Here is a 24,501-nt window from a genome sequence, read left to right as displayed (position 1 = left end):
ATTGTCATCGGCCAGGCGATAGTTGTCATCAAACGGAAATGTTGTGTCATTAACATTTACTGACATCATTTCCGGCGCCGCAGGCATGTCCGAATCCCGTGCGTATCTGACCCAATTCCGCCCCCGTTTCCGCCCTCCCAGCGCCGCGGACCTGTGCACGCCCGTGCCGTGCATGACCGCCGGCCAGACGAACGAGGACGTCATGGAGGCGTTCAGCCGCCACCGGGATCTCGCCGCGCTGCCCGTGGTGGAAGACGGGCGGCCCATCGGCCTCATCAACCGCAACATCTTTCGCAGATGAGCAAGCAGTTCCGCATGGAACTGTACGGCCGCAAGAGCTGCATCGCCTTCATGGACAAGGAACCCCTCGTCGTGGACGTGGCGATGGACATCGACACGCTCACCCGCCGGGCGGTGGAGTATGGCGAGAAGGCGCTGTCCGACGGCTTCATCATCACCCGCGAGGGCGCGTTCGCCGGCGTGGGCAACGGGCTGCAGCTGATGCGCGTGGTGGCGGACATGCAGGCGTCCCGCAACCGGCAGATCATGCACAGCATCGAGTACGCCAGCGTGATACAGCAGTCCACGCTGCGCACTTCGCGGGAGACGCTGGCGCGCGCCTGTCCGCAGGCCGCCCTGGTGTGGGAGCCGCGCGACGTGGTCGGGGGCGATTTCTACCAGTTCAGCCTCGCGGACGACGGATGGTTCGGGGCCGTGGCGGACTGCACCGGCCATGGCGTGCCCGGCGCGTTCATGACGCTCATCGCGTCCACCAGCCTGGGCCAGGCGATCGAGCGGCACGGACCGCGCGATCCTGCGTGCCTGCTGGCCAGCGTGAACCAGAGCATCAAGCAGGTCCTGGGCCAGGTGGACGGCAAGGACGAGACGCCGGGTTCCGACGACGGCATGGACGCCGCCTTTTTCTGGTACGAGCCCGCCGCCGAGCGGCTGGTGTTCTCCGGCGCCCGGCTCTCGCTCCATGTGCTGCGGCCCGGCGCCGACGCGGTGGAAACCGCCGAAGGCCAGCGCAAGGGCGTGGGCTACGTGGACAGCGGGATGGATTACGCATGGCAGAACCAGACGCTGCACCTGCCGGCAGGCAGCCTCGTATTCGTCACCACGGACGGGCTGATCGATCAGGTGGGCGGCCCGCGCGCCATCGCACTGGGCAAGCGCCGGATTCGCGATCTGTTGCTGGGCCACCGGGACGGCCGGCCGGAGGACATCAACCGTGCCATGCGGGACGCCCTGAACCAATGGCAGGGAGAACACGAACGGCGCGACGACGTGACGTTCCTGTGCTTCCGAGCCTGAAGCCGCCCCCTTCATCCACGACGTCCCGCAGCAATGCCTTTCCCCATGATTTCCAGCAAGTACGGCCCCTTCTTCAGCGTCGCCCGGGAACACCAGGTGATCTTCTATTACGTCGGCTACTTCTCCCAGCACATCGTGGCGGCCATGGCGGACGCCGTGAAGCTGCAGCTGGAGGTGGCCGGCATCGCCGGGCCCACGCGGCGCAAGCTGTTCTCGTCCTTCATCGAGATGGCGCAGAACATCATTCACTACTCCTCCGACACCCTGACGCCGCCCAGCCAGACGGAAGGGGAGCTGCGCCACGGTTCGGTCTGCATCCGCCGGGAAACCGACGGCCGATTCCTGCTGCTGTGCGCGAATCCCATCGAGGCGGCCGCGGCCGACGAGCTGCGCGCCAAGCTCGAACACCTGTGCAGCATGACGCTCGACGAGATCAAGCAGGCCTACCGCCAGACCCTGCGCGAGGAAACGCCCTCGGGCAGCAAGGGCGCCGGCATGGGATTCCTGACGGTGGCCCGCGATGCCAGCGCGCCACTCGAATTCGACTTCGAAGCCGCGCAGGGCGCGGCAGGCACGCCGGTCTTCTACCTGAAGGCTGCGATCTGAGCCGCGGCGCCAGCCCCAAGCAGAGAACACCATGGACAATCTTTACATCGCACCGACCCCCAGTTCCCCCGAGGTGGACTTCCAGTTCGACAGGCACACCCTCCACCTGCGCGGCGAGTCCTATCCCGAGAACGCCGCGGCGTTCTATGGCGACGTCATCGCGCGCCTGCGTGAATACCTGTCGCAGCAGCGGGAACAGCGCATTGAAGTGCACATTGCGCTGGCCTACTTCAACAGCTCCAGCACGAAGATGCTGTTCAATCTCATCGACGCGCTGAACGACGCGGCGGAAGAGGGCAACACCGTCGCGCTCCACTGGTACTACGATGAGGAGGACGACACCATCCTCGAATTCGGCCAGGAATTGAGCGACGATTTTCCCGAGCTCGAATTCACCTGCCACCCGGTAATGCCGTCCTGACCGATGGACGCCATGGCCACGCCACCCGATCTCTTCGAATCCGAGAATCGCGCACTGCTGTCCGCCCGCGCCGCTTATGAGGCATGCCATACGCCCGGGCACGGCGAGGGATGCCGGCAGGCGCTGGGGGATCTGCTCGCCGCCTATGAGCGGCTCCTGCGCGAAACACGGCGCCTCGTGCGCCGCAGCGACCGGGCCGAACTGGAGATGAACCAGCTCAACCAGCAGCTGACGGAGCTGGCGGAGCAATTGCACTACCGCGCCACCCACGATCCGCTGACCGGCGTGCTCAACCGGGCGGCCATCATCGAGCAGGTCAACGGCCGGTTCGAGACCGGCAGCGTCGCGCTCATCGTGCTGGACATCGACCATTTCAAGAAGGTGAACGACAGCTTCGGCCATCCCGTCGGCGACAGCGTCATCCGCGGCGTGGTGGATCGGCTCAAGTCCGTGGTGCCCGGTTCGGCGCAGATCGGCCGGGTCGGCGGGGAGGAGTTCACGGTGCTGCTGCCCGAGGAGGACGCGATGGCCTGCGAACGCGTGGCCGAGGCCGCCCGCCGGGCCATCGAGCGCTTCGATTTCGGCCTGCCCGACGGCAGCCGCGTGACCGCCAGCTTCGGAGTGAGCTGGCTGCCGGGCGGCTGTGTGTTCGACGATGCCTACGGGCTGGCCGACGAGGCGCTCTACGGTGCCAAGCGCGCGGGTCGCAATCGCGTGTTGCGCGCGGCCCCGGCGGCGCACGCGCCGAATCCATGAGCATCCAGGTCGGGATGGACGGCCCCGTCGCCGAGCCCGAATGCCAGCCCGCCGCCGCGCCGTGCGCGGACCCGGCGTGGCAGGTACTGGTGGTGGACGGCGATCCTGGCGTGCACGGCGTGGTGCAGGACACGCTGGAAGGCGTGGAACTGCTGGGCCGCCCCCTGGGCTGCCTCCATGCGTACACCCGTTCGCAGGCGCGTGCCATGCTGCTGGGCGCATCCGGCATCGCGGTGGTGCTGCTCGGCGCTACTGAGGACGGAGACGCCGGCGATGCCGAAATGCTGGATTTCATCCGCCACACCGCCGGCCTGGGCAATACCCGCATCGTGCTGTGTACCGCGCAGGCGGGCCATGCGCCGGACGAGGACACGCTGCTGCGCTACGACATCAACGATTTCCGCGCGAAATCCGAATGGGCGCAGGGGCGGCTGTTGCCCGTGGTCCTCTCCGCCATCCGCTCCTACGAACAGCGCTGCTCCATCGACGCCAGCCGCCGCAGCCTCGAACTCATCGTGCGTTCCAGCGCGGCGCTGCTGGAAGAGCCCGATCTGCAGGCTTTCGCAACCGGCGTACTGACCCAGCTCGGCGCCTTGCTGGACGGCGGGGCGCGGGGCATGGCATGTATGCTGCACGGTGCCGCAGCCGACAGCTGCCGGGTGGTGGCGGCGACGGGCCGGTTCGCCGGATGCATCGGCCGGGATATCGATGCGCTGCCCGACGTCCGCTGCCGGCAATTGCTGGCCCGGGCGCTCAAGTTCAGCCACAACGTCCATGGGGAAGAGGGCGGCATCGCGCTGTACTTCGGCAACCGGAGCGAGCGCGGCATGGCCGTCTTCGTGGACACGCCGCATCCCCACAACGCACTGGATCGCCAACTGCTGGATGTCTTTTCCATCAACATGCGGACCCTGCTGCTCAACCGGGACCTGCTGGACCGGCTGCGCCGCTTCGCCTACTACGACCCGCTGGTCCGCCTGCCCAACCGCGCGCATTTCGTCGAGAAGGTGGACGACTGCGTGCGGCGCGGCGGCGCGCAGGACCATGTCCTGGCGCTGATCGACATCGACGACTTCAGCGCGGCGAACGACGTGATGGGCCATGCCTTCGGCTACCGGCTGCTGGAGGCCGTGGCCCGCCGCCTGGCCGACGCGCTGCCCTCCGGCGTGCTGCTGGCGCGCGTGGGCTCGGACACCTTCGGCGTGCTCGGCGAAGCCCGCCAGGTGGCGTTGCCGCAATTGCTGCAGTGCGTGCGGCCGCCGCCGGTCGTGGACGGCGTGCCGCAGAAAGTGTCGCTCACCTGCGGCTACGTCCACTTGCCCTCGGATGCCCAGAAGGGCGCGGACCTCGTCAAGGATGCGACCATCGCCCTCAAGCGGGCCAAACGGGACCACCGCGGCCAGCACCTGCAGTACCTCGAACACATGGGCCGGGAGGCCCGCGACCGCGCGATGCTGCTGTCCGACCTGCGCGCGGCGATCGACGATGCCCGGCTGTTCCTGGTCTATCAGCCGCAACTGCATCTGGGCACCGGCGCCCTCGTGGGCATGGAGGCCCTGCTGCGCTGGCGCCTGCCCGACGGGCGGTTCGTCTCTCCGGATGACTTCATTCCGATCGCGGAGCACTCGGGCCTCATCGCGCCGCTCGGACAATGGGTGCTCTCCACGGCCTGCCAGACCCTGTGTGCCCTGGCCCGCGAAGGCCTGACGCCGCCGCGCATTTCCGTGAACGTGTCGGTGGTCCAGTTGCAGGACCCCGCGTTCCCGGATGCGGTGCGGGCGGCGCTGGCGGCCAGCGGCCTGCGCGGCAGCCAGCTGGAGCTGGAAATCACGGAGTCCGTCGCTGTGGTGCCCACCCAGTTGCTGCAGTCCACGCTGGCCTCGCTGCGCGCCGACGGCGTCAGCATCGCCATCGACGACTTCGGCACCGGCTACTCGTCCCTGAGCTACCTGGAGCGCCTGCCCCTGGACCGCATCAAGATCGACCGCAGCTTCGTGCGCCGCCCCACCGGAGCGCAGGGCGCGCGCATCGCCGAGATGATCCTGAGGCTCGGGCACCAGTTGGGCCTGCGCGTGATGGCCGAGGGCATCGAGGACGCCGCCACGTGGGACGCGCTGCTGCGCATGGGATGCGACGAAGGGCAGGGCTACCATATCGCCGTACCCATGGACCTGCAGCAACTGCGGGCCTGGCTGGCGGCACGGCCCGCCGCGCAGCGTCAGTTCGGTCGCAGCGGCGGCAGGTAGGTCGCCAGGCGTTCCTTGAAGAAGGGCTGCACCGCCGCGATGTTGCCCTTGACCGCGATGGTGTCCGCGCCGGTGTCCCGGCTCATGCCCAGCGGGTCTCCGTCAGGCCAGCCGGGGCCGAAGCACCACTGCGTGCTGGGCACGTTGTTTCTTTGCAGGAGCTGCAGCATGCGCCGCGTCGCCACCTCGGCGCTCGCATTGTTTTCCGGATAGCCGTGCTCGCCCAGGAAGCCGCGCTTGCCGTTGTCCTGCAGCCATTGCAGGAAATTCGCCACCATCTTCTCGCCGGTGTCCGGCGCCACGGTCTCCTGCGGGTTCTTCCAGGCACCGCCGCCTTGCCCGTTGTTGTCCAGGTAGTTGTGGGCCTCGTACACGATGAGCCCGTACGGGTCGGGGATGGTCGCCAGGGCGTCCGAGTATTTCTTCCACTCGCTGGCGGTCGCGAATTCGTTGCCGCAGATGAAGACGAAGTGCTTGCGGTCGTGGTCGAAGATGCGCGCGGCCGTGCGCGTCGCGGTCCGCTGCCAGAGCGCCCGCATGTCCAGCGCGCTGCCATTGGCGTTCTTTTCCTTGCCGGTGTAGGGCTCGTTCATCAATCCCCAGCCGAAGATCGCCGGATGCTCGCGGAACCGCTGCACGAGGCGCAGCCACAGGTCCGGCAGGCCGTCCTCGGTGTAGAGCTTGCAGCCCTGCGTGCCGATCACGCGGTATTCGTAGAGCTTGAGCAACTGGTCGCGGCCGTCGAAATATCCCACGTAGTTGAAGGCCCCCTGCGTGTAGGTACCGCTCCACACCGCGGGGTCGGCCGGGTCGGCCACCGCGCGGCCATCCGGCCCCACGAGCTGGCCCGACTGGATGCGGAAACCCTGGCGCGCCGCCACCCGCGTGGGCAGGCGCATGTAGTCGTGCAGTTCCAGGATCGCGCGCTTGCCCTGCGCCGCCAGGCGATCCAGCACCGTGCCCACCTGCTTCGTGTACGTCTCGTCCAGGGGCATGCCCTGGCCTGTGCTGAAGCGCTGCGCCGTGGTCGGCAGGCGAAACAGCGGGCAGTCGCCTGCCGCGGCGATGTGCTTGTCGGAAATGTCGCGGTAGTGCGTGCCGATCTGCGCGTTCTCCACGAAACTGTTCGAGCCGAGGCCCGACAGGTTCATGCCCGCCAGGGGCAGCGATGCGGTGGCGGCGTGTCCCGCCGACCAGCCGGCCGTGGCGGCCCAGGCGGCGGCACCCAGTCCGCCCTGGAGCACGGAGCGGCGGGGGATGGCCGCCGCGGACGATGCGGTTGGAGCCTGCCGGGATGCCTGGTGTGGTGGAATGGGCATGGAAAAACCTTTCAATGGAGGATGATGGGGGAGGGAACAGCGGATCCAGGGCGTCTGTGCTGCGTTGGCAGGACGCGCCCGGCGCGCCCCTGGAACACGGCGCGGATCGGCGTCCGGCAGGGGGCCTTCCCGCGCGAACGCCACCTTAGCGGCGGACCCGTGACACGGCTGTAACCGGCTGTTGGCCGTGGCCTCTGCGCCACCCCTGCATGCGGCGCGCCGTCCCTCCCCGGCCATGCCTTCTGTCCCAGCCGGGACAACCCTGGCTGGCATCCTCGCCCGGACTCTCTAGAATCAAAAAGCACGACCGTTCTTTTCCATACCAACCAAGGGACAAGCAATGACCGCTGAATACCAAGTCCACGGCGATGTAGCCGTGATCACCCTGGCCAACCCGCCCGTGAACGGGCTGGGCCATGCCACGCGCAAGGGCATCACCGACGGGCTGGCCCGCGCGAATGCCGATGCGGCCGTGAAGGCCATCGTCGTCACGGGGGCCGGCGGCGCGTTCTCCGGCGGGGCGGACATCAAGGAATTCGGCACGGACAAGGCGATGCAGGAGCCCAACCTGCACTCGGTGATCCGCGCGGTGGAAGGTTCGGCCAAGCCGGTCGTGGCCGCCATCCACACCGTGTGCATGGGCGGCGGCCTGGAGCTGGCCCTGGGCTGCCACTACCGCGTCGCCGCCCCTGGCTGCAGCATGGCGCTGCCCGAAGTGAAGCTGGGCCTGCTGCCCGGCGCGGGCGGCACCCAGCGCCTGCCGCGCGTCGTCGGCGTGGAAGCCGCGCTCAACATGATCGTGAGCGGCGAGCCCGTGAAGAGCGAGCTGATCGGCGGCATGCCCGGCCAGAAGCTGTTCGACAGGATGGCCGCCTCGGCCGAATCGCTCGCCGAAGAGGCCCTGGCCTTCGCGCGCAGCGTGGCCGACACCCGCCCGTTGCCGCTGGTGCGCAACCTGCCGGCCAAGCACCCGCAGGGCGATGCCTACTTCCAGTTCGCCCGCAACATGGTCAAGGGCATGGCGAAGAACTTCCCCGCGCCGCTCAAGTGCGTGGACGCCGTGGAGGCCGCCACCAAGCGCAAGTTCGAGGACGGCCTGGCCTACGAGCGCGAGCTGTTCGTCAACCTCATGTGGACGCCCGAATCGCGCGCGCTGCGCCACCTGTTCCTGGCCGAGCGCGCCGCGAGCAAGATCCCCGACGTGCCCTCGGACACCCCGAAGCGGGAGATCAGCAAGGTGGGCGTGATCGGCGCCGGCACCATGGGCGGCGGCATCAGCATGAACTTCCTGAACGCCGGCATTCCCGTCACCATCCTGGAAACCAAGCAGGAAGCGCTGGACCGGGGCCTGGCCACCATCCGCAAGAACTACGAGGCCCAGGTCGCCAAGGGCAAGCTCAAGCAGGACAAGTACGAGCAACGCATGGCCCTGCTCACGCCCACGCTGAACTATGACGATCTGAAGGACGTGGACCTCGTCATCGAGGCCGTGTTCGAAGAGATGGGCGTCAAGGAAACCGTGTTCAGGAAGCTCGACGAGGTCGCCAAGCCCGGCGCCATCCTCGCGTCCAACACCTCCACGCTCGACGTGGACCGGATCGCCGCCTTCACGAAGCGCCCGCAGGACGTGGTCGGCATGCACTTCTTCAGTCCCGCCAACGTGATGAAGCTGCTGGAGGTGGTGCGCGGCAAGCAGACCGCCAAGGACGTGCTCGCCACCGTGATGGCGCTCGCCAAGAAGATCAAGAAGACGGCCGTGGTCTCCGGCGTGTGCGACGGCTTCATCGGCAACCGGATGATCGAGCGCTACAGCCAGCAGGCCGGCTTCCTGCTCGACGAAGGCGCCACGCCCCAGCAGGTGGACAAGGCCATCGAGAAGTTCGGCTTCGCCATGGGGCCGTTCCGCATGGGCGACCTCGCCGGCAACGACATCGGCTGGGCGATCCGCAAGCGCCGCGCCGTCGAGCGCCCGGACATGAAGTACAGCCGCACGGCCGACAAGCTCTGCGAACTGGGCCGCTACGGTCAGAAAACGGGCGCCGGCTGGTACGACTACAAGCCGGGCAAGCGCGATGCCATCCCGAGCGAGCTGGTGAACAAGATGATCGAGGACCACCGCAAGGAACTCGGCATTACGCCGCGCAAGATCAGCGACGAGGAGATCGTGCAGCGCCTGGTCTATGCCCTGGTCAATGAAGGCGCGAAGATCCTGGAAGAGGGCATCGCGAGCAAGTCCGGCGACATCGACATGGTGTACCTCACGGGCTATGGCTTTCCCATCCACCGCGGCGGCCCGATGCACTACGCGAGCGAAGTGGGCCTCTTCAACGTCGCGCAGTCGATGCAGCGCTTCGCGCAGAACCCGCTGGACGATGCCGCCGCATGGGAGCCCGCGCCGCTGCTCTCCCGCCTCGCAGCCGAGGGCAAGGCCTTCGCCTGACCCGCGCCGTCCGCATGTTTGCAAAGAACCAGGGAATCCGCACATGACCTCCGCAGTGATCGTTTCCACCGCCCGCACGCCGCTCGCCAAGAGCTGGAAGGGCTCCTTCAACATGACCCACGGCGCCACGCTCGGTGGCCATGCGGTGCAGCACGCCGTGCAGCGCGCCGGCATCGACGGCGCTGAAGTCGACGACGTCATCATGGGCTGCGCCAACCCCGAAGGCGCGACCGGCGCGAACATCGCGCGCCAGATCGCCCTGCGCGCCGGCCTGCCCGTCACCACCTCGGGCATGACCGTCAACCGCTTCTGCTCCTCGGGCCTGCAGACCATCGCGCTGGCTGCGCAGCGCATCATCGCGGGCGAGGCCGACGTGTTCGTCGCCGGCGGCGTCGAGAGCATCTCCTGCGTGCAGCAGGAGATGAACCTGCACATGCTGCGCGACCTCGAACTGGCCAAGGCCAAGCCCGAGATCTACTGGAGCATGCTGGAAACCGCCGAACAGGTCGCCAAGCGCTACCACATCAGCCGCGACGCCATGGACGAATACGGCGCCGCCAGCCAGCAGAAGGCCTGCGCCGCACAGGCCGCCGGCAAGTTCGACGACGAGATCGCGCCCATCACCGTCACGGCCGGCGTGGCCGACAAGACCCTCGGCCTGATCACCAAGCAGGTCACGGTGAGCAAGGATGAAGGCACGCGCGAAGGCACGACCAAGGAAGGCATCAGCGGCATCAAGCCCGCGCTGCCCGGCGGTGTGATTTCCGCCGGCAACGCGAGCCAATTCTCCGATGGCGCGGGTGCCTGCGTCATCACGAGCGAAGACTATGCGAGCCGCAAGGGCCTTAAGCCCCTGGGCCGCTTCCTCGGCTTCGCCGTCGCAGGCTGCGAGCCGGACGAGATGGGCATCGGCCCCGTCTTCGCCGTGCCCAAGGTGCTCAAGAAGCTGGGCCTGACGGTGCAGGACATCGACCTCTGGGAGTTGAACGAAGCCTTTGCCGTGCAGGTGCTGTACTGCCGCGACAAGCTCGGCATTCCGGCCGACCGCCTGAACGTGAACGGCGGCGCCATCGCCCTCGGCCATCCCTACGGCGTGAGCGGCCAGCGCCTCACGGGCCATGCGCTCATCGAAGGCCGCCGCCGCGGCGCCAAGCGCGTCTGCGTCACGATGTGCATCGGCGGCGGCATGGGTGCCGCCGGCGTGTTCGAAGTGTTCTGAGCGCGCCATGTCCCGCAGCCTGGAAGAGGGCGCGGCAACGCCCCGCAGCGAGTCCGAATGGCTGGCCTATGGCCGCGACGTGCTGGCCCGGCAGCCCTTCAGCCAGCTGCTGGGGGCCGAGCTGGCCGCCTTCTCTCCGTCGCGCTGCGAACTGCGCCTGCCCGTCACGCCGCAGCTGCTCCAGCAGCACGGCTTCGTGCATGGCGGCGTGGTGAGCTACCTGGCCGACAACGCGCTCACCTATGCGGGTGGCGCGGCGCTGCAGGTCCCGGTGGTCACCTCCGAGCTCAAGATCAACTACCTGCGGCCGGCCCGCGGCGAATGGCTGGTCGCACGGGCGGAGACGCTGCACTCCGGGCGCACCCAGGCCGTGTGCCGGTGCGAGGTCTATGCGGTCGCGGACGGCCTCGAGAAGCTCTGCGCCGCGGCCCAGGGCACCATCGCGGCGCTGCCCGCCGCGCCCGGCGGGCCGTCCGCCGGCTGACACGGTCCTGCCGGTCCCGGCTGGCGGGTGATGACATCTTTTTGTTCCAGGCTGCGCGCCCGGCGGGCGCGGGGGCGCAGCCATCCAACTGCGGAAATGCATCCATGCCACTGCGCTCCACCCTCGACTTCCTGCTCCACGACTGGCTCGATGCCACCGCGCTTACGCAGCGGGAGCGATTCGCCGACCATTCGCGCGAAACCTTCGATGCCGTGCTCGACACCTGCGAGCGCATTGCCCGGGAGAAATACGCCCCGTTCAACCGCCTCGTGGACACCGAAGAGCCGCGCATGGAAGACGGACGCGTCGTGCTGCCCCGCGCCACGCACGAAGCCCGCAGGGCCTATGCCGAGTCCGGCATGCTGAGCGCGGCCCAGGATTACGCCATCGGCGGCATGCAGCTGCCCTACACCCTCGAGGCCGCGGCCAACAGCTTCTTCGCGGAAGCGTCGATCAGCATCGGCTCCAACCTGCTCACCGTCGGCAACGCCAACCTGCTCATGGTGCACGGCACCGAGGCGCAGCGTGAAGTCTTCGCCCTCAACGAATTCAACGGGCGCTGGTCCGGCACCATGTGCCTCTCCGAGCCCCAGGCAGGCTCCTCGCTCTCCGACATCGCCACGCGCGCCGTGCCCGACGGGGACGATTTCGAGTCCGATCCGCTCGGCCCGCGCTACCGCCTGGCCGGCAACAAGATGTGGATTTCCTCCGGCGACCACGAGATGACCGAGAACATCGTCCACCTCGTGCTGGCCAAGATCCCCGGGCCGGACGGCCGCCCGGTGCCCGGCGTGAAGGGCATTTCGCTCTTCATCGTGCCCAAGCACCTGGTGGACCGCTCCGGGCAGCTCACCGGCGAGCGCAACGATGTGACCCTGGCGGGCCTCAACCACAAGCTCGGCTGGCGTGGCACCACCAACACGCTGCTCAATTTCGGAGAGGGCACGTACCCCGTGCGGGCCGGGCAGGGGCCGGGCGGGCTGGACGGCCGTGGCGCGGGCGCCATCGGCTTCCGGGTGGGCGGGCCGGGCGACGGCCTGAAGTGCATGTTCCACATGATGAACGAGGCCCGCATCGGCATCGGCATGGCCGCCACCATGCTCGGCCTGGCCGGCTACCGCGCGAGCCTGCAGTACGCCAGGGACCGCACCCAGGGCCGGCCGATCGTGCCGCGCTCGGCAGCGGGCGACGGCAAGGCCGGCAAGGACGCCTCCGCGCCGCCCGTGCGCCTCATCGAGCATGCCGACATCCGGCGCATGCTGCTGGCGCAGAAGAGCTACGGCGAAGGCGCCCTGGCCCTCAACCTCTACTGCGCGCGCCTCGTGGACGAGCAGCATACCGGCAGTCCCGAAGCCGCCGACGAGGCGCGGCTCCTGCTGGAAGTGCTCACGCCCATCGCCAAGAGCTGGCCCAGCGAATGGTGCCTGGAGGCCAACTCCCTGGCCATCCAGATCCACGGCGGCTATGGCTACACGCGCGACTTCCCGGTGGAGCAGTACTGGCGCGACAACCGCCTCAACATGATCCACGAAGGCACGCACGGCATCCAGGCGATGGACCTGCTGGGACGCAAGGTGGTCATGGAGGCAGGCCGCGGCCTGCAGCTGCTTGCCGGGCGCGTGAACGCCACCATCCAGCGCGCCATGGAGCGGCCCGAACTCGCGGCGCATGCCAATGAGCTGGCCCGCGCACTGGCCGAAGTCGGCGCGGCCACCAAGGCGGCCTGGGCCACCGGCGAGCCCGCCGAGGCGCTGGCCAACGCCGTGCCCTACATGCAGGCGGCCGGGCACATGGTGATGGCGTGGATATGGCTGGACATCGCGGTCGCCGTGCTCGCCCGCGATGCCGCGTCTGCGCCGTCCCTGGCGGCCGACGACACGGGCCGGCTGGGCGCCATGCGCTATTTCTTCCGCTATGAACTGCCGAAGATCGGCGCCTGGCTGAACGTCGTCCGCACCCGCGACATGACGTGCGCGGAGATGCCCGAAGATGGATTCTGATCGCTGCAGCCGGCCGCGCGCGATGATGGAGTTTGCGCCTCCCCATGGATCATGGGAAGGGCTTTGTCTGCTCCGTCAGTCGCTTCGGTAACCTGAATAATGGTAGCTCTTTCTTTTCGGCAAGCCGTGTTCTGCCCTGACTGAGTTTTCAGAAGGTTCACCGGTTGCCGAATATTTATACTTGCCGAGCCCGACCGCTCGCAACTCTTCTTTGCCGGCAGATGATTCAGGGTCGGCGGGACTGCCGGAATTTCCTTTCCAGGTGCCAGCCATCATGTGTTTGGCATGCACGAGTTCATGGGCCAGAAGGCTCACCTTGTCCGTATGACTGGCGCACGGGCCCGTGGGGTCTCCATCCGAGTCCAGTCCCATACTGGTCTGATGCGCTGTCCAGGATATCAGCACGCTCGAGCCTTCATTGGGGCCGTTGCGGGTCTTGATGGCATACCGCTCCTCAGCAATTTCATTGATCTCGCTGAAACTGGTTGCGTTGGGGTCCCTTTCCAACTGATGGCGGGACAGCACGCCTTGCGCGCGCGGCCCTGCTCTGGTGGGCTCCATTTCGTGGATGGTGAGCTTGTGGTTCTGCCTGTCGCCGATCTCCGCCAGTTCCCTGAGCAGTTGGCCGCCTGAAGGGCGGGACTGAATGGCATGCAGATGGACGTTCACTTCAGCGGTGAACCTTTGCAGTTCGCGTTCTTCGTTTCGGATGCTCTGGGCGTAAATATTCTGTAATTTCTAGGGGCATATGTCAGCCTGAAAGTCTGGTTAAACGAATTGTCGATATGCCCGGGGACGGACGGCTGAGCTGCGACGATGGATTGAATGGCAGGCGAAGCGATCTTCTTGATTGCGGTGCACGGTGCGATGGTTTCTGGATGCGGAGCGGATTTTCCACCGCGCCACCGGTCTTCGCGCCGCCATTGGGCACGGGCGCCGACAATCACTCTCGCGACAATCCCATCCATTCGGCCCTCCCATAATGGTCCGGGCACGTCACCCGCATCCCGTTCACTCCAGGAGACACACACCCATGACCCGCACGGTCCAGCAACTTTTCGATCTTTCCGGCAAGACCGCCCTCGTCACCGGCGGCTCGCGCGGCCTCGGGCTGCAACTTGCCCAGGCGCTGGGCGAAGCGGGCGCGAAGATCATGCTGACATCCCGCAAGGCGGCCGATCTGGAAGAGTCCGCCGCCACGCTGCAGGCCGCCGGCATCGACGCGCGCTGGATCGCCGCCGACTGCGGGCAGGAGGCCGACATCCAGCGCCTCGCGCAGGAAACGCTGCAGCGCATGGGCGATATCGATATCCTCGTGAACAACGCGGGCGCCAGCTGGGGCGCTCCTGCCGAAGAACATCCCACCGCGGCGTGGGACAAGGTCATGAACCTCAACGTGCGCGGCTACTTCCTGCTGTCGCAGGCCATTGCCAAGCACAGCATGATCCCGCGCAAGAGCGGCCGCATCATCAACGTGGCCTCCATCGCCGGGCTGGGCGGCAACCCCATCCAGATGAAAACCATTGCCTACAACACCTCCAAGGGCGCCGTGATCAACTTCACGCGTGCGCTGGCGGCGGAGTGGGGCGTCCACGGTATCAATGTCAACGCCATCTGCCCGGGCTTCTTCAAGACCAAGATGGCCTCCGTGCTCATCGAGACCCTGGGCGAGCAGAAAATGGCCGAGCACGCGCCGCTGCGCCGCCTGGGCGACGAGGAAGACCTCAAGGGGCTGTGCCTGCTCTACGCCTCGGACGCCGGCAAGCACATCACCGGCCAGTGGATGGCCGTCGATGGCGGCGTCAGCGTGGTGACCGGGGGCTGAAGGGCGCATCACGCACCGCACCGCCGCGCGCCTGCTTCGCTGCGGCGGCTGCGTTCGCTATGCTGGCAGCTTCCCAGATCCCCTGATGGAGTGTCCCCCCGTGTTGAGCTTCGGCGCCGAAATTCCCTTTGTCAGCCACCTCGGCTTCACCCTGCACCATATGCAGGGCGGAGAATCCGAGCTGCATTACACAGCGCAGCCGGACCACCTGAATTCCTTCGGCGTCACCCACGGCGGCGCCACCATGACCCTGATGGATGTCGCCATGGCCACGGCGGCCCGCAGCGACGTGCCGCCCGACATCGGCGTGGTCACCATCGAGATGAAGACCAGTTTCATGCAGGCCGCCCGCGGGCCGCTGGTGGCGCGGGGCCGGCTCCTGCACCGCACGACCGCGCTCGCCTTCACGGAAGCCAGCATCCACGACGCCGAAGGGCGCCTCTGCAGCCATGCCACCGGCACCTTCAAATACATGAAGCGGCCCGCACAGCCCGCGGCATCGGTTCCTACCGACTGACCCGTTTCCCTGCGTATTTCCCGTTTTACCGAAAAAGGAAAACTCCATGCCACGCAACCAGCAGATCCTCCTGGACAGCCGCCCGCAGGGCGAAGCCACCACCGGCAACTTCAAGCTCGTCGCCACCGACACGCCCGCGCTGCAGGACGGCCAGGTGCTCGTGCGCCACCATTACCTGAGCCTGGACCCGTACATGCGCGGCCGCATGAACGACAGCAAGAGCTACGCCGCGTCCCAGCCCCTGGGCGAGGTCATGATCGGCGGCACCGTCGGCGAAGTGGCGGAAAGCCGCCACCCCAAGTTCGCCGTGGGCGACAAGGTCGTCGGCATGGGCGGCTGGCAGGAGTGGAGCGTGGTGGACGGCAACGCGCCCGGCATGCTGCGCAAGGTGGACACCACCCACGTGCCGCTGTCGCACTACCTCGGAGCGGTGGGCATGCCCGGCGTGACCGCCTGGTACGGCCTCGTGAAGATCATCGAGCCCAAGGCCGGCGAAACCATGGTGGTCAGCGCGGCCTCCGGCGCCGTGGGCAGCGCGTTCGGTGCCCTCGCCAAGGCGCGCGGCTGCCGCGTGGTGGGCATCGCCGGCGGCCCCGACAAGTGCCGCTACGTGACCGAGGAACTGGGCTTCGACGCCTGCATCGACCATCGCGAGCACGGCGACCTCAAGAGCATGTCCCAGGCGCTGAAGCAGGCCTGCCCCCAGGGCATCGACGGCTACTTCGAGAATGTCGGCGGCTACATCCTCGACGCCGTGCTGCTGCGCGCCAACGCCTTCGCGCGGGTGGCCGTGTGCGGCATGATCGCCGGCTACGACGGCCAGCCCCTGCCGCTGCAGAACCCGGCCCTCATCCTCATCAACCGCATGAAGGTGCAGGGTTTCATCGTCAGCGAGCACATGGAGATCTGGCCCGAGGCCCTCAAGGAGCTGGGCGGGCTCGTCGGCTCCGGCAAGCTGCGTCCGCGCGAGACGATCGCGGAGGGCATCGCCGCCGCGCCGGAAGCCTTCCTCGGCCTGCTCAAGGGCAAGAACTTCGGCAAGCAGCTGGTCAAGCTGGTCTGATGGCCGCGCCGCTGCTCTGGCACTGGTCCCGCTTCGACGATCTCGGCGTGCATGCGTTGCACGACGCGCTCGCCCTGCGCTGCCGCGTGTTCATCCTGGAGCAGGGGCCCTACCAGGACCCCGACGAAGCCGACAAATGCGCCTGGCACCTGCTCGGGCGTGACGCTGCAGGGCGCCTGCAGGCCTACCTGCGCGTGGTCGATCCCGGGGTGAAGTACGCCGAGCCGGCCATCGGCCGCGTGGTCACGGCGCCCGAGGCCCGCGGCACAGGGGCCGGCCGCCTGATCGTGCACGAAGGCCTCGCGCGCTGCGCGGCCGCATGGCCGGGCTGGGCGGTGCGCATCAGCGCGCAGGCCCACCTGCAGCGCTTCTATGGCGAGGCCGGGTTCACCACGGTCTCGCCCGAATACCTGGAGGACGGCATCCCCCACGTCGAGATGCTGTGGACGCCGACCTCCGCTCCGGCGTAACCTGCGCCTGCCCGGAAACCCACCAGGAGAAGCCATGGCCTCGTCCCTGCCCGAACCCATCCTGCACCACTATCCCTCGTCGCCGTTCTCGGAAAAGATCCGGCTCGCCCTCGGCTTCAAGCAGCTGGCCTGGAAGTCGGTGATCGTCCCGAGCATCGCGCCCAAGCCCGACGTGGTGGCGCTCACGGGCGGATACCGCCGCACGCCGTTCCTGCAGATCGGCGCCGACATCTATTGCGACACGGCCCTGATCTGCGACGTGCTGGAACACCTGCAGCCCGAGCCGGTGCTGTATCCCCTGGCCCTCAAGGGCGTGTCCCGTGTTTTCGCCCAGTGGTCGGATACGACCCTGTTCTGGGCCGCCATGGCCTACAACCTCCAGCCGCGGGGCGCGGCCGAGCTGTTCGCCAACCTCCCGCCCACGGCCGCGCAGGCCTTCGGCGCCGACCGCAAGGCCATGAGCGCCGGCATGAACCGCCTGCGCCCCCAGGACGCCACGGCCGCCTACCGCTCCTACCTGCGGCGCATCGCCCACATGGTCGAGGAGCACGACTACCTCTTCGGCGCGGAGCCGTGCGTGGCCGACTTCGCCGCCTACCACCCGCTGTGGTTCACCCGGCAGTGCGTGCCGGTGATGGCCGACATCTTCAAGGCCACCCCCGCCGTGCTGGAGTGGATGGACCGCATCGCCGCCATCGGCCATGGACGCATGGAGAAATTCGGCGCCCAGGATGCCATCACGGTGGCCGCCGGGGCCGAGCCGCTGCCGCTCGTGGACGACGTCTTCCAGGACGAGCACGGCATACCGCTGGGCGCTCGCGTGTCGATCGCCGCGGAGAGCTTCGGCACCGAACCGACCGAAGGCCACCTCGTCGCCGCCACCCGCACGCGCTACACGCTCGCACGCACCGACCCGCGCGCGGGCACGCTCCACGTGCATTTCCCGCGCATCGGCTACACGCTCACTTCCACGGAGACAACCACACCATGATCGAAGACTTCCAGGGCAAGACCGCCGTGCTCACCGGCGCGGGATCGGGATTCGGACTCGAATGCGCCCGCATCGGCGCGCGGCGCGGCATGCGCCTCGTGCTGGTCGATGTGCAGCAGGACGCGCTGGACCAGGCCGAGGCCGAGGTCCGGGCCGCCGGTGCCGACGTGCTGGCCAGGCGCGTGGACGTGGCCGACGCCGGGCAGATGGAACGCCTCGCGTCCGACGTCCGGGACCGTTTCGGCGCACCGCATTTCGTCTTCAACAATGCCGGCGTGGGAGCCGGGGGCCTGGTCTGGGAGAACACCGTCGCCGACTGGAACTGGGTGCTCGGCGTGAACCTCATGGGCGTGGTGCATGGCGTGCGCCTCTTCACGCCCATGATGCTCGATGCCGCGCGGCAGGATCCCGCCTGGCGCGGCCACATCGTCAACACCGCCAGCATGGCCGGCCTGCTCACGCCCCCGAACATGGGCATCTACAACGTGAGCAAGCACGCCGTGGTGAGCCTCACCGAAACCCTGTACCAGGACCTGGTCACGGACCAGGTCGGCGCCAGCGTGCTCTGCCCGTATTTCGTCCCCACAGGCATCGGCCGCAGCGAGCGCAACCGGCCCGATGCGGTGGCCGCGCCCCCCACGCGCAGCCAGCTCATCGGCCAGGCCATGACCGACAAGGCCGTGGGCAGCGGCAAGGTCACGGCCGCCGAGGTGGCGCAGATGGTGTTCGACGGCATCTCCGCCAACCGCTTCTACCTCTTCAGCCACCCCCAGGCGCTGGGCAACGTGCAAAGCCGCATGGAAAGCATCGTGGGCGTCCGCAACCCGCCGGACCCGTTCCTCGAGCGCCCCGACATCGGCCGGCGCCTGCGCGAGCAGTTGCGCGCGCCGGCCTGACTCCCGCACCCGGTGTTGCCCTGGCGGTTGCCGGGGCATGGGGAACGGGCAACCACGGTCAGACGGCGCGCAGCGGGACCCCGCGCAGCCCCTTCAGCGCGGTGCGAGCCGGATGGCGCCGTCCAGCCGGATCACCTCGCCGTTGAGCATGTCGTTCTCGAAGATGTGGCGGGCCAGGCGGGCATAGTCTTCCGGCGTGCCGAGGCGGCTCGGGAAGGGCACCCCCGCCGCCAGCGCGTCCTGCACCTCCTGCGGCATGCCGAACAGCATCGGCGTGCCGAAGATGCCGGGCGCGATCGTCATGTTGCGGATGCCGTTGCGCGCCAGGTCGCGCGCGATGGGCAGCGTCATCCCCACGATGCCGCCCTTCGACGCGGAATAGGCCGCCTGGCCGATCTGGCCGTCATAGGCCGCCACGCTGGCCGTGGAAATCAGCACGCCGCGCTCGCCGGTGGGCTCGGGCTCGTTGCGGGCCATGGCCTCGGCCGCGAGGCGGATCATGTTGAAACTGCCGATCAGGTTCACCGTCACCGTCTTGGCGAACAGCGCCAGCCCATGGGCGCCGTTCTTGCCCACGGTCTTCTCGGCGGGGGCGATGCCGGCGCAGTTGACCAGGCCCATCAGCTTGCCTTGCGCGACGGCCTGCGCCACCACCGCCTGGCCGTCGGCCTCGCTCGTCACGTCGCAGCGCACGAAGGTGCCGCCGATATCGCGCGCCACGGCTTCGCCCTTGTCCGCCTGCATGTCCGCGATGACCACGCGCCCGCCCGCGGCGGCGAGCATGCGCGCCGTGCCTTCGCCCAGGCCCGATGCGCCGCCGGTGACGATGAAAACCTTGCCCTGAATGTCCATGGAACTGTCTCCTGATGATATGACGTTGACGTAAACGTCAATTATGGTCGAAGAAATGCAGCCTGCGGACGAACGAAAGCCCGGCGGACCGGGCTTTCCTTGCATGCCCGTTCAGGGCAATGGGGGAGGCGCCGCAGGCTTACTTGAAGCCCACGCGGTCCAGCATCTGCTGCACCTTGGGCATGTGCTCGCCCACCGCGCTGATCGGGATCGTCTCGCTCTTGAAGGGCTGGCCTCCCGTCATTTCGCGCAGCGCGGGGTTCTCGGACACCACGCCCCTGGCGGCCGGCCACTCGTTGTTGCCGTTCGCGAAGTAGTTCTGCGCGGTGGGGCTCGCGAGGTACTCGAGGAATTTGACCGCGTTGGCCTGGTTCTTCGAGTAACGCGCCACCGCGCCACCTGCGATGTTCATGTGCGTGCCCCAGGATTGCTGGTTCGGGAACACCACGGCCACCTTGCTGGCCACGTCCTTGTCCTCCGGCTTGTCGGACCGCATGATGCGGGCCAGGTAGTAGCTGTTGGTGACCGCGATCTCGCATTCGCCGGACGCCACGGCGCGGATCTGGTCGGTGTCGCCGCCCTTCGGAGGCCGCGCGAGGTTGGCCACCACGCCCTTGAGCCAGGCTTCGGCCTTCTGCTCGCCCAGGTGCTCGGTCACCGCGCCGAACAGGCTCAGGTTGTAGGGATGCGAGCCCGAGCGGATGCAGATCTTGCCCTTGTTCTTCGGGTCGCCGAGTTCCTCGTAGGTGTCGACGTCGTCCTTGTTCACCTTGGCCTTGTTGTAGACGATGACCCGGGCACGCGTGGAGAGGCCGAACCACGGAATGCCGCCGTCCGCCGCTGGGCGGGCGCGCAGGTTGGCAGGGATGGCGTCTTCGAGCACCTTCGACTTGATGGGCAGGAACAGGCCGTCCATTTCGCCGCGGTAGAGGCGCGCTGCATCCACCAGCAGGATCACGTCGGCGGGTGAGGCGGAGCCCTCGGCCTTGAGGCGCGCCATGATGCCGGCGTCGTCCGCGTCCACGCGGTTGATCTTGATGCCGGTGGCCTTCGTGAACCCCGTGTAGAGCGCCTCGTCGGTGGCGTAGTGGCGCGCAGAGTACAGGTTCACGACCTGGTCCTGTGCGGATGCAGGGCCTGCAGTGGCCAGCAGGCCGGCGGACACGAGGAGCAGGTTCAGGAAGCGGATGCGCATGCGGACAGTCTCTTTCTTTGACGGGTGGCGGGCCGGCGGTTCGCCAGGACGAGCCTGGATGATATGGCAGACGCGAATCATTCTCGTTAAAAGCCGGAGCCGGACCATGGCATTCGCGACCGCTTGACCTCCGCATCAGCGCGCCCAAAGAAAAAGCCGGCAATGCCGGCTTCTTCGAAGTTGCGCCATCCGGCACATGCAACGGGTGCATGCGGGGTGGCGCAGGGCGGCGGGCCCTCAGCAGGCCGCCGCGGGGCGCATCACTTGACGTGCTTGCCGATCAGGCCGGCCATCTCGAACATCGAGACCTGCGGCTTGCCGAACACTTCCTTCAGCTTCGCGTCGGCGTTGATCATGCGCTTGTTGGCGGCGTCCTGGAGGTTGTTGGCCTTGATGTAGGCCCACAGCTTGCTGATGATCTCCGTGCGGGGCAGCGGGTCCGAGCCGACCACGGCGGCCAGTGCCGGGCTGGGCGTCAGGGCCTTCATGAAGGCGGCGTTGGGCGTGCGCTTCTTGGCGGGCGCCGCGGCCTTGTCGGCAGCCGGAGCTTTCTTTGCAGTTGCCATGTTGGTTTTTCCTTGTTGGGAGTGAAATAGCGGTGACCCAGCGAAAACCTGCTGTTCACTGGTTTGGCGAATGCTAATGGCAAAAAAACGCCTTTCCAAGGGAAGCGCACGTTTTTTTGCCTCCAGTTGTAGCGACCCGACCGTCGGAGGCCGCGTACGTTTCGAGGTGCGGAAAATCAAGTCCTGCGATACGTCCTCCAGGGCCTGCGGCGGTGCCCCCCCTCCATCTGACGGTTCGGTGCGCGGCGCTGGCCCAGCAGGATCATGCCCACGGCCAGCAGGATCACGGCGCAGGCCCAGCCCTCGCGGGCGGAAATCGCTTCGCCCGCGACCACGCTGCCCAGGGCCAGCGCCACCGCAGGGTTCACGAAGGCATAGCTGGACGCCAGCGCCGGGCTGGCATGTGCGAGCAGGTACAGGTATGCGCTGAAGGCGACGAGGGAGCCGAACACCACCAGATAAACCCAGGCGGCGAGCGCGGCGGCGCCGGGCGGCCAGACGGGACGTTCCCCCAGGGCGAAGGAGATCGCCATGAGCACGGCCCCGCCGCACAGCATCTCGCTGGCAAAACCTATCGGCCCGGGCGCCAGCGGCAGGCGCGTGGTGGAAAGCACCGAACCCAGCGACCAGCAGGCCGTGGCCACCAATGCGCACACCACGCTGGCCGGGGCCGCGGAAAAACTCTCCCCACGCATCAGCAGCGCCACACCCAGTGCACCGATACACACCCCGGCCAGTTCCCATGCGCCCGGGCGGCGGCCCCAGAACAGTCCCCAGCCGGTGACCATCAGCGGCACGGAGGCGACGCACGTGGCGATCAGCCCCGAGCCTACGTGGAGGCTGGCCGTCGCGATGAGGCCCATCCCGGCCCCGAGCATCAGGCCGCCCACGATGAACGCATTGCGCCATTGACGCGCGGAAGGAAGCAGGGCGGTGAGTCCTGCCCCACGGCCCCGCCAGGCCATGAACAGCGCCAGCAGTGCGCCCGCCAGCAGGAACCGGGAACCCATCTGGAAGAACGGCGGGAAGCTCTCCAGAGCCACCCGGATCGCCAGGTAGGTGGAGCCCCACACCAAGTAGCAGCACAACAGGGCCAGCACGATGCCCGCGGGCAGGCGGGCCGTGGGGGAAAACGGAGGAGCGGCAGTGGTCGGCATGGCCCTTATCGTATGAAAGCTGTCGAGTGGCCGACAGGGCAATTCAACGGTTGATACGCTGCTTTGCCGGCGTTTTCATGGCTAAATGCGAGAGTGACCGAAAAGACCGAAATCGACGGCTACGATGCCCGCATCCTCGCGCTCCTTCAGCAGGACGGCCGCATCACCATGGCCGAACTGGGGCGACAGGTCCACCTCAGCCAGCCTGCCGTGACCGAGCGGGTGCGCAAGCTCGAGGCCGCCGGCATCATCCGCGGCTACGGCGCCAGGGTGGACCATGCCGCCCTGGGCTACGGCATCCGCGCCATCATCCGCGTGGGGCGCGCGGAGTACGCGCGCGTCGTGCGGCTCATCGAGCAGACGCCCGAGGTGGTCAACGCCTACAACGTGACCGGCGACGACAGCTGGATCCTGGAGATCGCGGTCATCGATGTCAGCCACCTCGACGCGGTCGTGACCGCGTTCTGCCTGCTGGCCGAAACCTCCACCTGCATCGTGCTCAATGCCCCGCGGGAAAACGCCCCGGTGCTGCCGGCCCGCCGCGACAGCATCCGGCCGCCCATCCGCAAGGTCACGGGCCGCTGAGGCCGCGCAGCGGCCCGCCGCTCAAGCCTGCGGGCCCTGTGCTCCGGGTGCCGGCGCCTTCCGGCGCCCGGGCAGCGTGGCCAGCACCACGCTCGCCACCGCGATCCCGAAAGCCACCAGTTGCAGCGGCGTGAACCGCTCGCCCAGCACCACCACGCCGACCAGCGCCGCGCTCACCGGCAGCATCACGGTGAAGACACCGCCCTGGGCGGCGGGCACGACCTTCAGTCCCGTCATCCACAGCCAGACGGTCCATACGCTGGCGGCCAGTGCGTAGAACACCAGCAGCAGCCACATGCCGGGCTCGAGCGACGAGAAATCGAACTGCAGCGCGGCGTACAGCCCCAACGGCGTGGCCAGCAGGAATCCCCACAGATTGATCAGCGCCGTGATGCGGCGCGGACCGAGCGTGCCCGTGAGCTTCTTGCCGATCACGGAATAGGCGGCCTCGCAGATCACCGCGCCGATCAACAGCAATTGCCCGAGCCAGACGAGGTGGCGGGGCTGGGCGACGCCCTGCGCGCCGGTACCGGCGTGCGCACCGCCTCCCGGCTGGGCTACGGAAAACAGCGCGATGCCCACTACCGCGAGGCCCACGGCGGCCCAGGTCCGGCGCGGCACCCGCTCCTTCAGGAAGAACCAGCTCATCACGGCGACCGCCGCCGGAATGCCTGCCATGGTGACGCCGGCAGTGACCGCGCTGGTCAGCCCGACGCCCGAGATCATGCACAGCGTGAACAGGAAATTGCCCAGGAACGATTCCAGGAACAGCAGCCGGCGCACCTGCGGGGACATGGGCGGCTCGTCGGCCGGCTTGCGCAGCCACGACAGCATGCCCAGCCCGCCGATCCCGAACCGCATCCATGCCAGCAGGAACACCGGCAGCGCCTGGGACAGGGGCTTGGAGAATGCGACGTAGCTGCCCACCAGGGTCATGCTGAGGGCAAGGCAGAGATAGGCGACGGGGCGGCTGGGCATGCGGCGATCGCGGCCCGGATCGATAGACTGAAGGGCCGACGCTGATTTCTAGGACCACGCATCATGCCTCAGCCGCCGCGCTCCGATTCCGCACGCCACGTATTCGTCTACGGCACCCTGCGCCGCGGAGGGAGCAACGACATCACCCGGCTCGATCCGCCGCCCGTGCCCGTGGGCACGGCCGCGGTCCCCGGCGTGCTCTACGACCTCGGTGCCTACCCGGGCATCGCGCTGACCGGTCCCGCGTCGGAAGGGGAAGGGCGGGTGCCCGTACTGGGGGAGGTCTATGCGATCACCTCTGCGCTGGAACGCTGCCTGGACCGGATCGAGGAGGTCTGGCCCGAACCGTCCGGCGAATACGTCAAGCGCGAGGTGATGGTCTGCCTCAAGGAGAGCGGGGCAGAGCTTTCGTGCCTGGTGTACGAGATCTCGCCGGCGTTCCTGCGGGGCGCGCCGCGGCTGCTGCACGGTGACTGGATGGCATCACGCTGAAATTTCGCCCGTGAAATGCTTATGCCGCATTGTGAAAAAACGAAATGCTGCGGCGCCGCATAATTTCTCAATACGAGAAATTGCGTTTCTTAATGCGAAACTAATGCGA

23 protein-coding genes and 1 pseudogene are annotated in these 24,501 nt (G+C 67.8%); 17 read left to right on the top strand and 7 right to left on the bottom strand.

Translation table 11 applies throughout. The annotated features are described in order from the left end of the window. Nucleotides 1-85: 85 nt before the first annotated feature. From BLR99_RS02630 to BLR99_RS02610, 5 genes and pseudogenes are all read left to right on the top strand, one after another. A pseudogene (locus tag BLR99_RS02630) lies at nucleotides 86-1,314 on the top strand (SpoIIE family protein phosphatase). Between the two features lie 33 nt (nucleotides 1,315-1,347). Further along, nucleotides 1,348-1,920, top strand: a complete 573-nt coding sequence (locus BLR99_RS02625; RefSeq protein WP_011796015.1) for a SiaB family protein kinase — start codon at nucleotides 1,348-1,350, stop codon at nucleotides 1,918-1,920. A gap of 31 nt (nucleotides 1,921-1,951) precedes the next feature. After that, nucleotides 1,952-2,341 (top strand): DUF1987 domain-containing protein, encoded by a 390-nt coding sequence (locus BLR99_RS02620; protein ID WP_046060195.1) that lies wholly within the window; start codon nucleotides 1,952-1,954, stop codon nucleotides 2,339-2,341. A 3-nt stretch (nucleotides 2,342-2,344) separates the two neighbouring features. After that, entirely contained in the window at nucleotides 2,345-3,097 is a 753-nt protein-coding gene (locus BLR99_RS02615) for a GGDEF domain-containing protein (protein WP_046060194.1), read from the top strand. Beyond that, nucleotides 3,094-5,343, top strand: coding sequence for a putative bifunctional diguanylate cyclase/phosphodiesterase (locus BLR99_RS02610; RefSeq protein ID WP_377792838.1), 2,250 nt, complete (start codon nucleotides 3,094-3,096; stop codon nucleotides 5,341-5,343). Before BLR99_RS02615 ends, BLR99_RS02610 begins: the two co-directional genes overlap by 4 nt. Here the strand turns inward: BLR99_RS02610 and BLR99_RS02605 are convergent. Further along, entirely contained in the window at nucleotides 5,316-6,662 is a 1,347-nt protein-coding gene (locus BLR99_RS02605) for a glycoside hydrolase family 5 protein (protein WP_048857740.1), read from the bottom strand. The two genes, BLR99_RS02610 and BLR99_RS02605, sit on opposite strands and share 28 nt — an antisense overlap. Before the next feature lie 340 nt (nucleotides 6,663-7,002). On the opposite strand from BLR99_RS02605, the gene BLR99_RS02600 reads away from it, so the two are divergent. The 4 genes from BLR99_RS02600 (at nucleotide 7,003) to BLR99_RS02585 (ending at nucleotide 12,805) form a co-directional block, all read left to right on the top strand. Further along, complete coding sequence (locus BLR99_RS02600) at nucleotides 7,003-9,102, top strand: 3-hydroxyacyl-CoA dehydrogenase NAD-binding domain-containing protein (RefSeq protein WP_046060192.1); 2,100 nt, start codon at nucleotides 7,003-7,005, stop codon at nucleotides 9,100-9,102. A gap of 43 nt (nucleotides 9,103-9,145) precedes the next feature. Continuing rightward, nucleotides 9,146-10,321 (top strand): acetyl-CoA C-acyltransferase, encoded by a 1,176-nt coding sequence (locus BLR99_RS02595; RefSeq protein ID WP_011795966.1) that lies wholly within the window; start codon nucleotides 9,146-9,148, stop codon nucleotides 10,319-10,321. A gap of 7 nt (nucleotides 10,322-10,328) precedes the next feature. Further along, entirely contained in the window at nucleotides 10,329-10,805 is a 477-nt protein-coding gene (locus BLR99_RS02590; RefSeq protein ID WP_046060191.1) for a PaaI family thioesterase, read from the top strand. A gap of 104 nt (nucleotides 10,806-10,909) precedes the next feature. Continuing rightward, nucleotides 10,910-12,805, top strand: a complete 1,896-nt coding sequence (locus tag BLR99_RS02585; RefSeq protein WP_046060190.1) for an acyl-CoA dehydrogenase — start codon at nucleotides 10,910-10,912, stop codon at nucleotides 12,803-12,805. 75 nt (nucleotides 12,806-12,880) lie between these two features. On the opposite strand, the gene xopG is transcribed toward BLR99_RS02585, so the two are convergent. After that, complete coding sequence (gene xopG / locus BLR99_RS02580; protein ID WP_074686786.1) at nucleotides 12,881-13,531, bottom strand: XopG/HopH/AvrPtoH family type III secretion system effector; 651 nt, start codon at nucleotides 13,529-13,531, stop codon at nucleotides 12,881-12,883. Between the two features lie 307 nt (nucleotides 13,532-13,838). Between xopG and BLR99_RS02575 the strand changes: the two genes are divergently transcribed. The 6 genes from BLR99_RS02575 (at nucleotide 13,839) to BLR99_RS02550 (ending at nucleotide 18,567) form a co-directional block, all read left to right on the top strand. Continuing rightward, nucleotides 13,839-14,630 (top strand): SDR family oxidoreductase, encoded by a 792-nt coding sequence (locus tag BLR99_RS02575; protein ID WP_017438536.1) that lies wholly within the window; start codon nucleotides 13,839-13,841, stop codon nucleotides 14,628-14,630. Between the two features lie 100 nt (nucleotides 14,631-14,730). Further along, nucleotides 14,731-15,147, top strand: coding sequence for a PaaI family thioesterase (locus tag BLR99_RS02570; RefSeq protein WP_017438537.1), 417 nt, complete (start codon nucleotides 14,731-14,733; stop codon nucleotides 15,145-15,147). 46 nt (nucleotides 15,148-15,193) lie between these two features. Continuing rightward, entirely contained in the window at nucleotides 15,194-16,210 is a 1,017-nt protein-coding gene (locus BLR99_RS02565) for an NADP-dependent oxidoreductase (RefSeq protein WP_017438538.1), read from the top strand. Then, nucleotides 16,210-16,680 carry a GNAT family N-acetyltransferase gene (locus tag BLR99_RS02560; RefSeq protein ID WP_017438539.1) on the top strand — a complete coding sequence of 157 codons (471 nt, stop codon included), beginning with the start codon at nucleotides 16,210-16,212 and terminating at the stop codon, nucleotides 16,678-16,680. Before BLR99_RS02565 ends, BLR99_RS02560 begins: the two co-directional genes overlap by 1 nt. 34 nt (nucleotides 16,681-16,714) lie before the next feature. Continuing rightward, nucleotides 16,715-17,671 (top strand): glutathione S-transferase family protein, encoded by a 957-nt coding sequence (locus BLR99_RS02555; RefSeq protein WP_017438540.1) that lies wholly within the window; start codon nucleotides 16,715-16,717, stop codon nucleotides 17,669-17,671. Beyond that, complete coding sequence (locus tag BLR99_RS02550) at nucleotides 17,668-18,567, top strand: SDR family oxidoreductase (RefSeq protein WP_074686784.1); 900 nt, start codon at nucleotides 17,668-17,670, stop codon at nucleotides 18,565-18,567. The genes BLR99_RS02555 and BLR99_RS02550 overlap by 4 nt, the downstream gene beginning before the upstream one ends. 93 nt (nucleotides 18,568-18,660) lie before the next feature. Here the strand turns inward: BLR99_RS02550 and BLR99_RS02545 are convergent, their stop codons facing one another. The 4 genes from BLR99_RS02545 to yedA form a co-directional block, all read right to left on the bottom strand. Next, complete coding sequence (locus BLR99_RS02545) at nucleotides 18,661-19,419, bottom strand: 3-hydroxyacyl-CoA dehydrogenase (RefSeq protein ID WP_011795956.1); 759 nt, start codon at nucleotides 19,417-19,419, stop codon at nucleotides 18,661-18,663. A 139-nt stretch (nucleotides 19,420-19,558) separates the two neighbouring features. Beyond that, on the bottom strand, nucleotides 19,559-20,614 hold the full coding sequence (locus BLR99_RS02540; protein ID WP_017439036.1) for a Fe(3+) ABC transporter substrate-binding protein: 1,056 nt from the start codon (nucleotides 20,612-20,614) through the stop codon (nucleotides 19,559-19,561). Nucleotides 20,615-20,874: 260 nt separating this feature from the next. Further along, a complete protein-coding gene (locus BLR99_RS02535) occupies nucleotides 20,875-21,180 on the bottom strand; it encodes an SWIB/MDM2 domain-containing protein (protein ID WP_011795954.1) in 306 nt (101 codons plus the stop codon). A 176-nt stretch (nucleotides 21,181-21,356) separates the two neighbouring features. Next, nucleotides 21,357-22,337 (bottom strand): drug/metabolite exporter YedA, encoded by a 981-nt coding sequence (yedA, locus tag BLR99_RS02530; protein ID WP_046060189.1) that lies wholly within the window; start codon nucleotides 22,335-22,337, stop codon nucleotides 21,357-21,359. A 93-nt stretch (nucleotides 22,338-22,430) separates the two neighbouring features. Between yedA and BLR99_RS02525 the strand changes: the two genes are divergently transcribed. Beyond that, nucleotides 22,431-22,922, top strand: coding sequence for an Lrp/AsnC family transcriptional regulator (locus BLR99_RS02525; RefSeq protein ID WP_017439037.1), 492 nt, complete (start codon nucleotides 22,431-22,433; stop codon nucleotides 22,920-22,922). A gap of 21 nt (nucleotides 22,923-22,943) precedes the next feature. Here BLR99_RS02525 and BLR99_RS02520 read toward each other — a convergent pair whose 3' ends face one another. Then, a complete protein-coding gene (locus tag BLR99_RS02520) occupies nucleotides 22,944-23,900 on the bottom strand; it encodes a DMT family transporter (protein WP_011795951.1) in 957 nt (318 codons plus the stop codon). Nucleotides 23,901-23,963: 63 nt separating this feature from the next. Between BLR99_RS02520 and BLR99_RS02515 the strand changes: the two genes are divergently transcribed. After that, entirely contained in the window at nucleotides 23,964-24,392 is a 429-nt protein-coding gene (locus BLR99_RS02515; protein WP_017438095.1) for a gamma-glutamylcyclotransferase family protein, read from the top strand. Nucleotides 24,393-24,501: the final 109 nt, after the last annotated feature.

Origin of the sequence: Paracidovorax citrulli (assembly GCF_900100305.1) — a bacterium.
In the GTDB taxonomy this organism is placed as follows: domain Bacteria; phylum Pseudomonadota; class Gammaproteobacteria; order Burkholderiales; family Burkholderiaceae_C; genus Paracidovorax; species Paracidovorax citrulli.
This window is presented reverse-complemented; position numbering and strand designations above follow the sequence as displayed.

Coding starts and splice junctions, on each gene's coding strand:
- BLR99_RS02625 (WP_011796015.1), top strand. CDS start 1,348: ATGCCTTTCCCCATGATTTCCAGCAAGTACGGCCCCTTCTTCAGCGTC.
- BLR99_RS02620 (WP_046060195.1), top strand. CDS start 1,952: ATGGACAATCTTTACATCGCACCGACCCCCAGTTCCCCCGAGGTGGAC.
- BLR99_RS02615 (WP_046060194.1), top strand. CDS start 2,345: ATGGACGCCATGGCCACGCCACCCGATCTCTTCGAATCCGAGAATCGC.
- BLR99_RS02610 (WP_377792838.1), top strand. CDS start 3,094: ATGAGCATCCAGGTCGGGATGGACGGCCCCGTCGCCGAGCCCGAATGC.
- BLR99_RS02605 (WP_048857740.1), bottom strand. CDS start 6,662: ATGCCCATTCCACCACACCAGGCATCCCGGCAGGCTCCAACCGCATCG.
- BLR99_RS02600 (WP_046060192.1), top strand. CDS start 7,003: ATGACCGCTGAATACCAAGTCCACGGCGATGTAGCCGTGATCACCCTG.
- BLR99_RS02595 (WP_011795966.1), top strand. CDS start 9,146: ATGACCTCCGCAGTGATCGTTTCCACCGCCCGCACGCCGCTCGCCAAG.
- BLR99_RS02590 (WP_046060191.1), top strand. CDS start 10,329: ATGTCCCGCAGCCTGGAAGAGGGCGCGGCAACGCCCCGCAGCGAGTCC.
- BLR99_RS02585 (WP_046060190.1), top strand. CDS start 10,910: ATGCCACTGCGCTCCACCCTCGACTTCCTGCTCCACGACTGGCTCGAT.
- BLR99_RS02575 (WP_017438536.1), top strand. CDS start 13,839: ATGACCCGCACGGTCCAGCAACTTTTCGATCTTTCCGGCAAGACCGCC.
- BLR99_RS02565 (WP_017438538.1), top strand. CDS start 15,194: ATGCCACGCAACCAGCAGATCCTCCTGGACAGCCGCCCGCAGGGCGAA.
- BLR99_RS02560 (WP_017438539.1), top strand. CDS start 16,210: ATGGCCGCGCCGCTGCTCTGGCACTGGTCCCGCTTCGACGATCTCGGC.
- BLR99_RS02555 (WP_017438540.1), top strand. CDS start 16,715: ATGGCCTCGTCCCTGCCCGAACCCATCCTGCACCACTATCCCTCGTCG.
- BLR99_RS02550 (WP_074686784.1), top strand. CDS start 17,668: ATGATCGAAGACTTCCAGGGCAAGACCGCCGTGCTCACCGGCGCGGGA.
- BLR99_RS02545 (WP_011795956.1), bottom strand. CDS start 19,419: ATGGACATTCAGGGCAAGGTTTTCATCGTCACCGGCGGCGCATCGGGC.
- BLR99_RS02540 (WP_017439036.1), bottom strand. CDS start 20,614: ATGCGCATCCGCTTCCTGAACCTGCTCCTCGTGTCCGCCGGCCTGCTG.
- BLR99_RS02535 (WP_011795954.1), bottom strand. CDS start 21,180: ATGGCAACTGCAAAGAAAGCTCCGGCTGCCGACAAGGCCGCGGCGCCC.
- yedA (WP_046060189.1), bottom strand. CDS start 22,337: ATGCCGACCACTGCCGCTCCTCCGTTTTCCCCCACGGCCCGCCTGCCC.
- BLR99_RS02520 (WP_011795951.1), bottom strand. CDS start 23,900: ATGCCCAGCCGCCCCGTCGCCTATCTCTGCCTTGCCCTCAGCATGACC.
- BLR99_RS02515 (WP_017438095.1), top strand. CDS start 23,964: ATGCCTCAGCCGCCGCGCTCCGATTCCGCACGCCACGTATTCGTCTAC.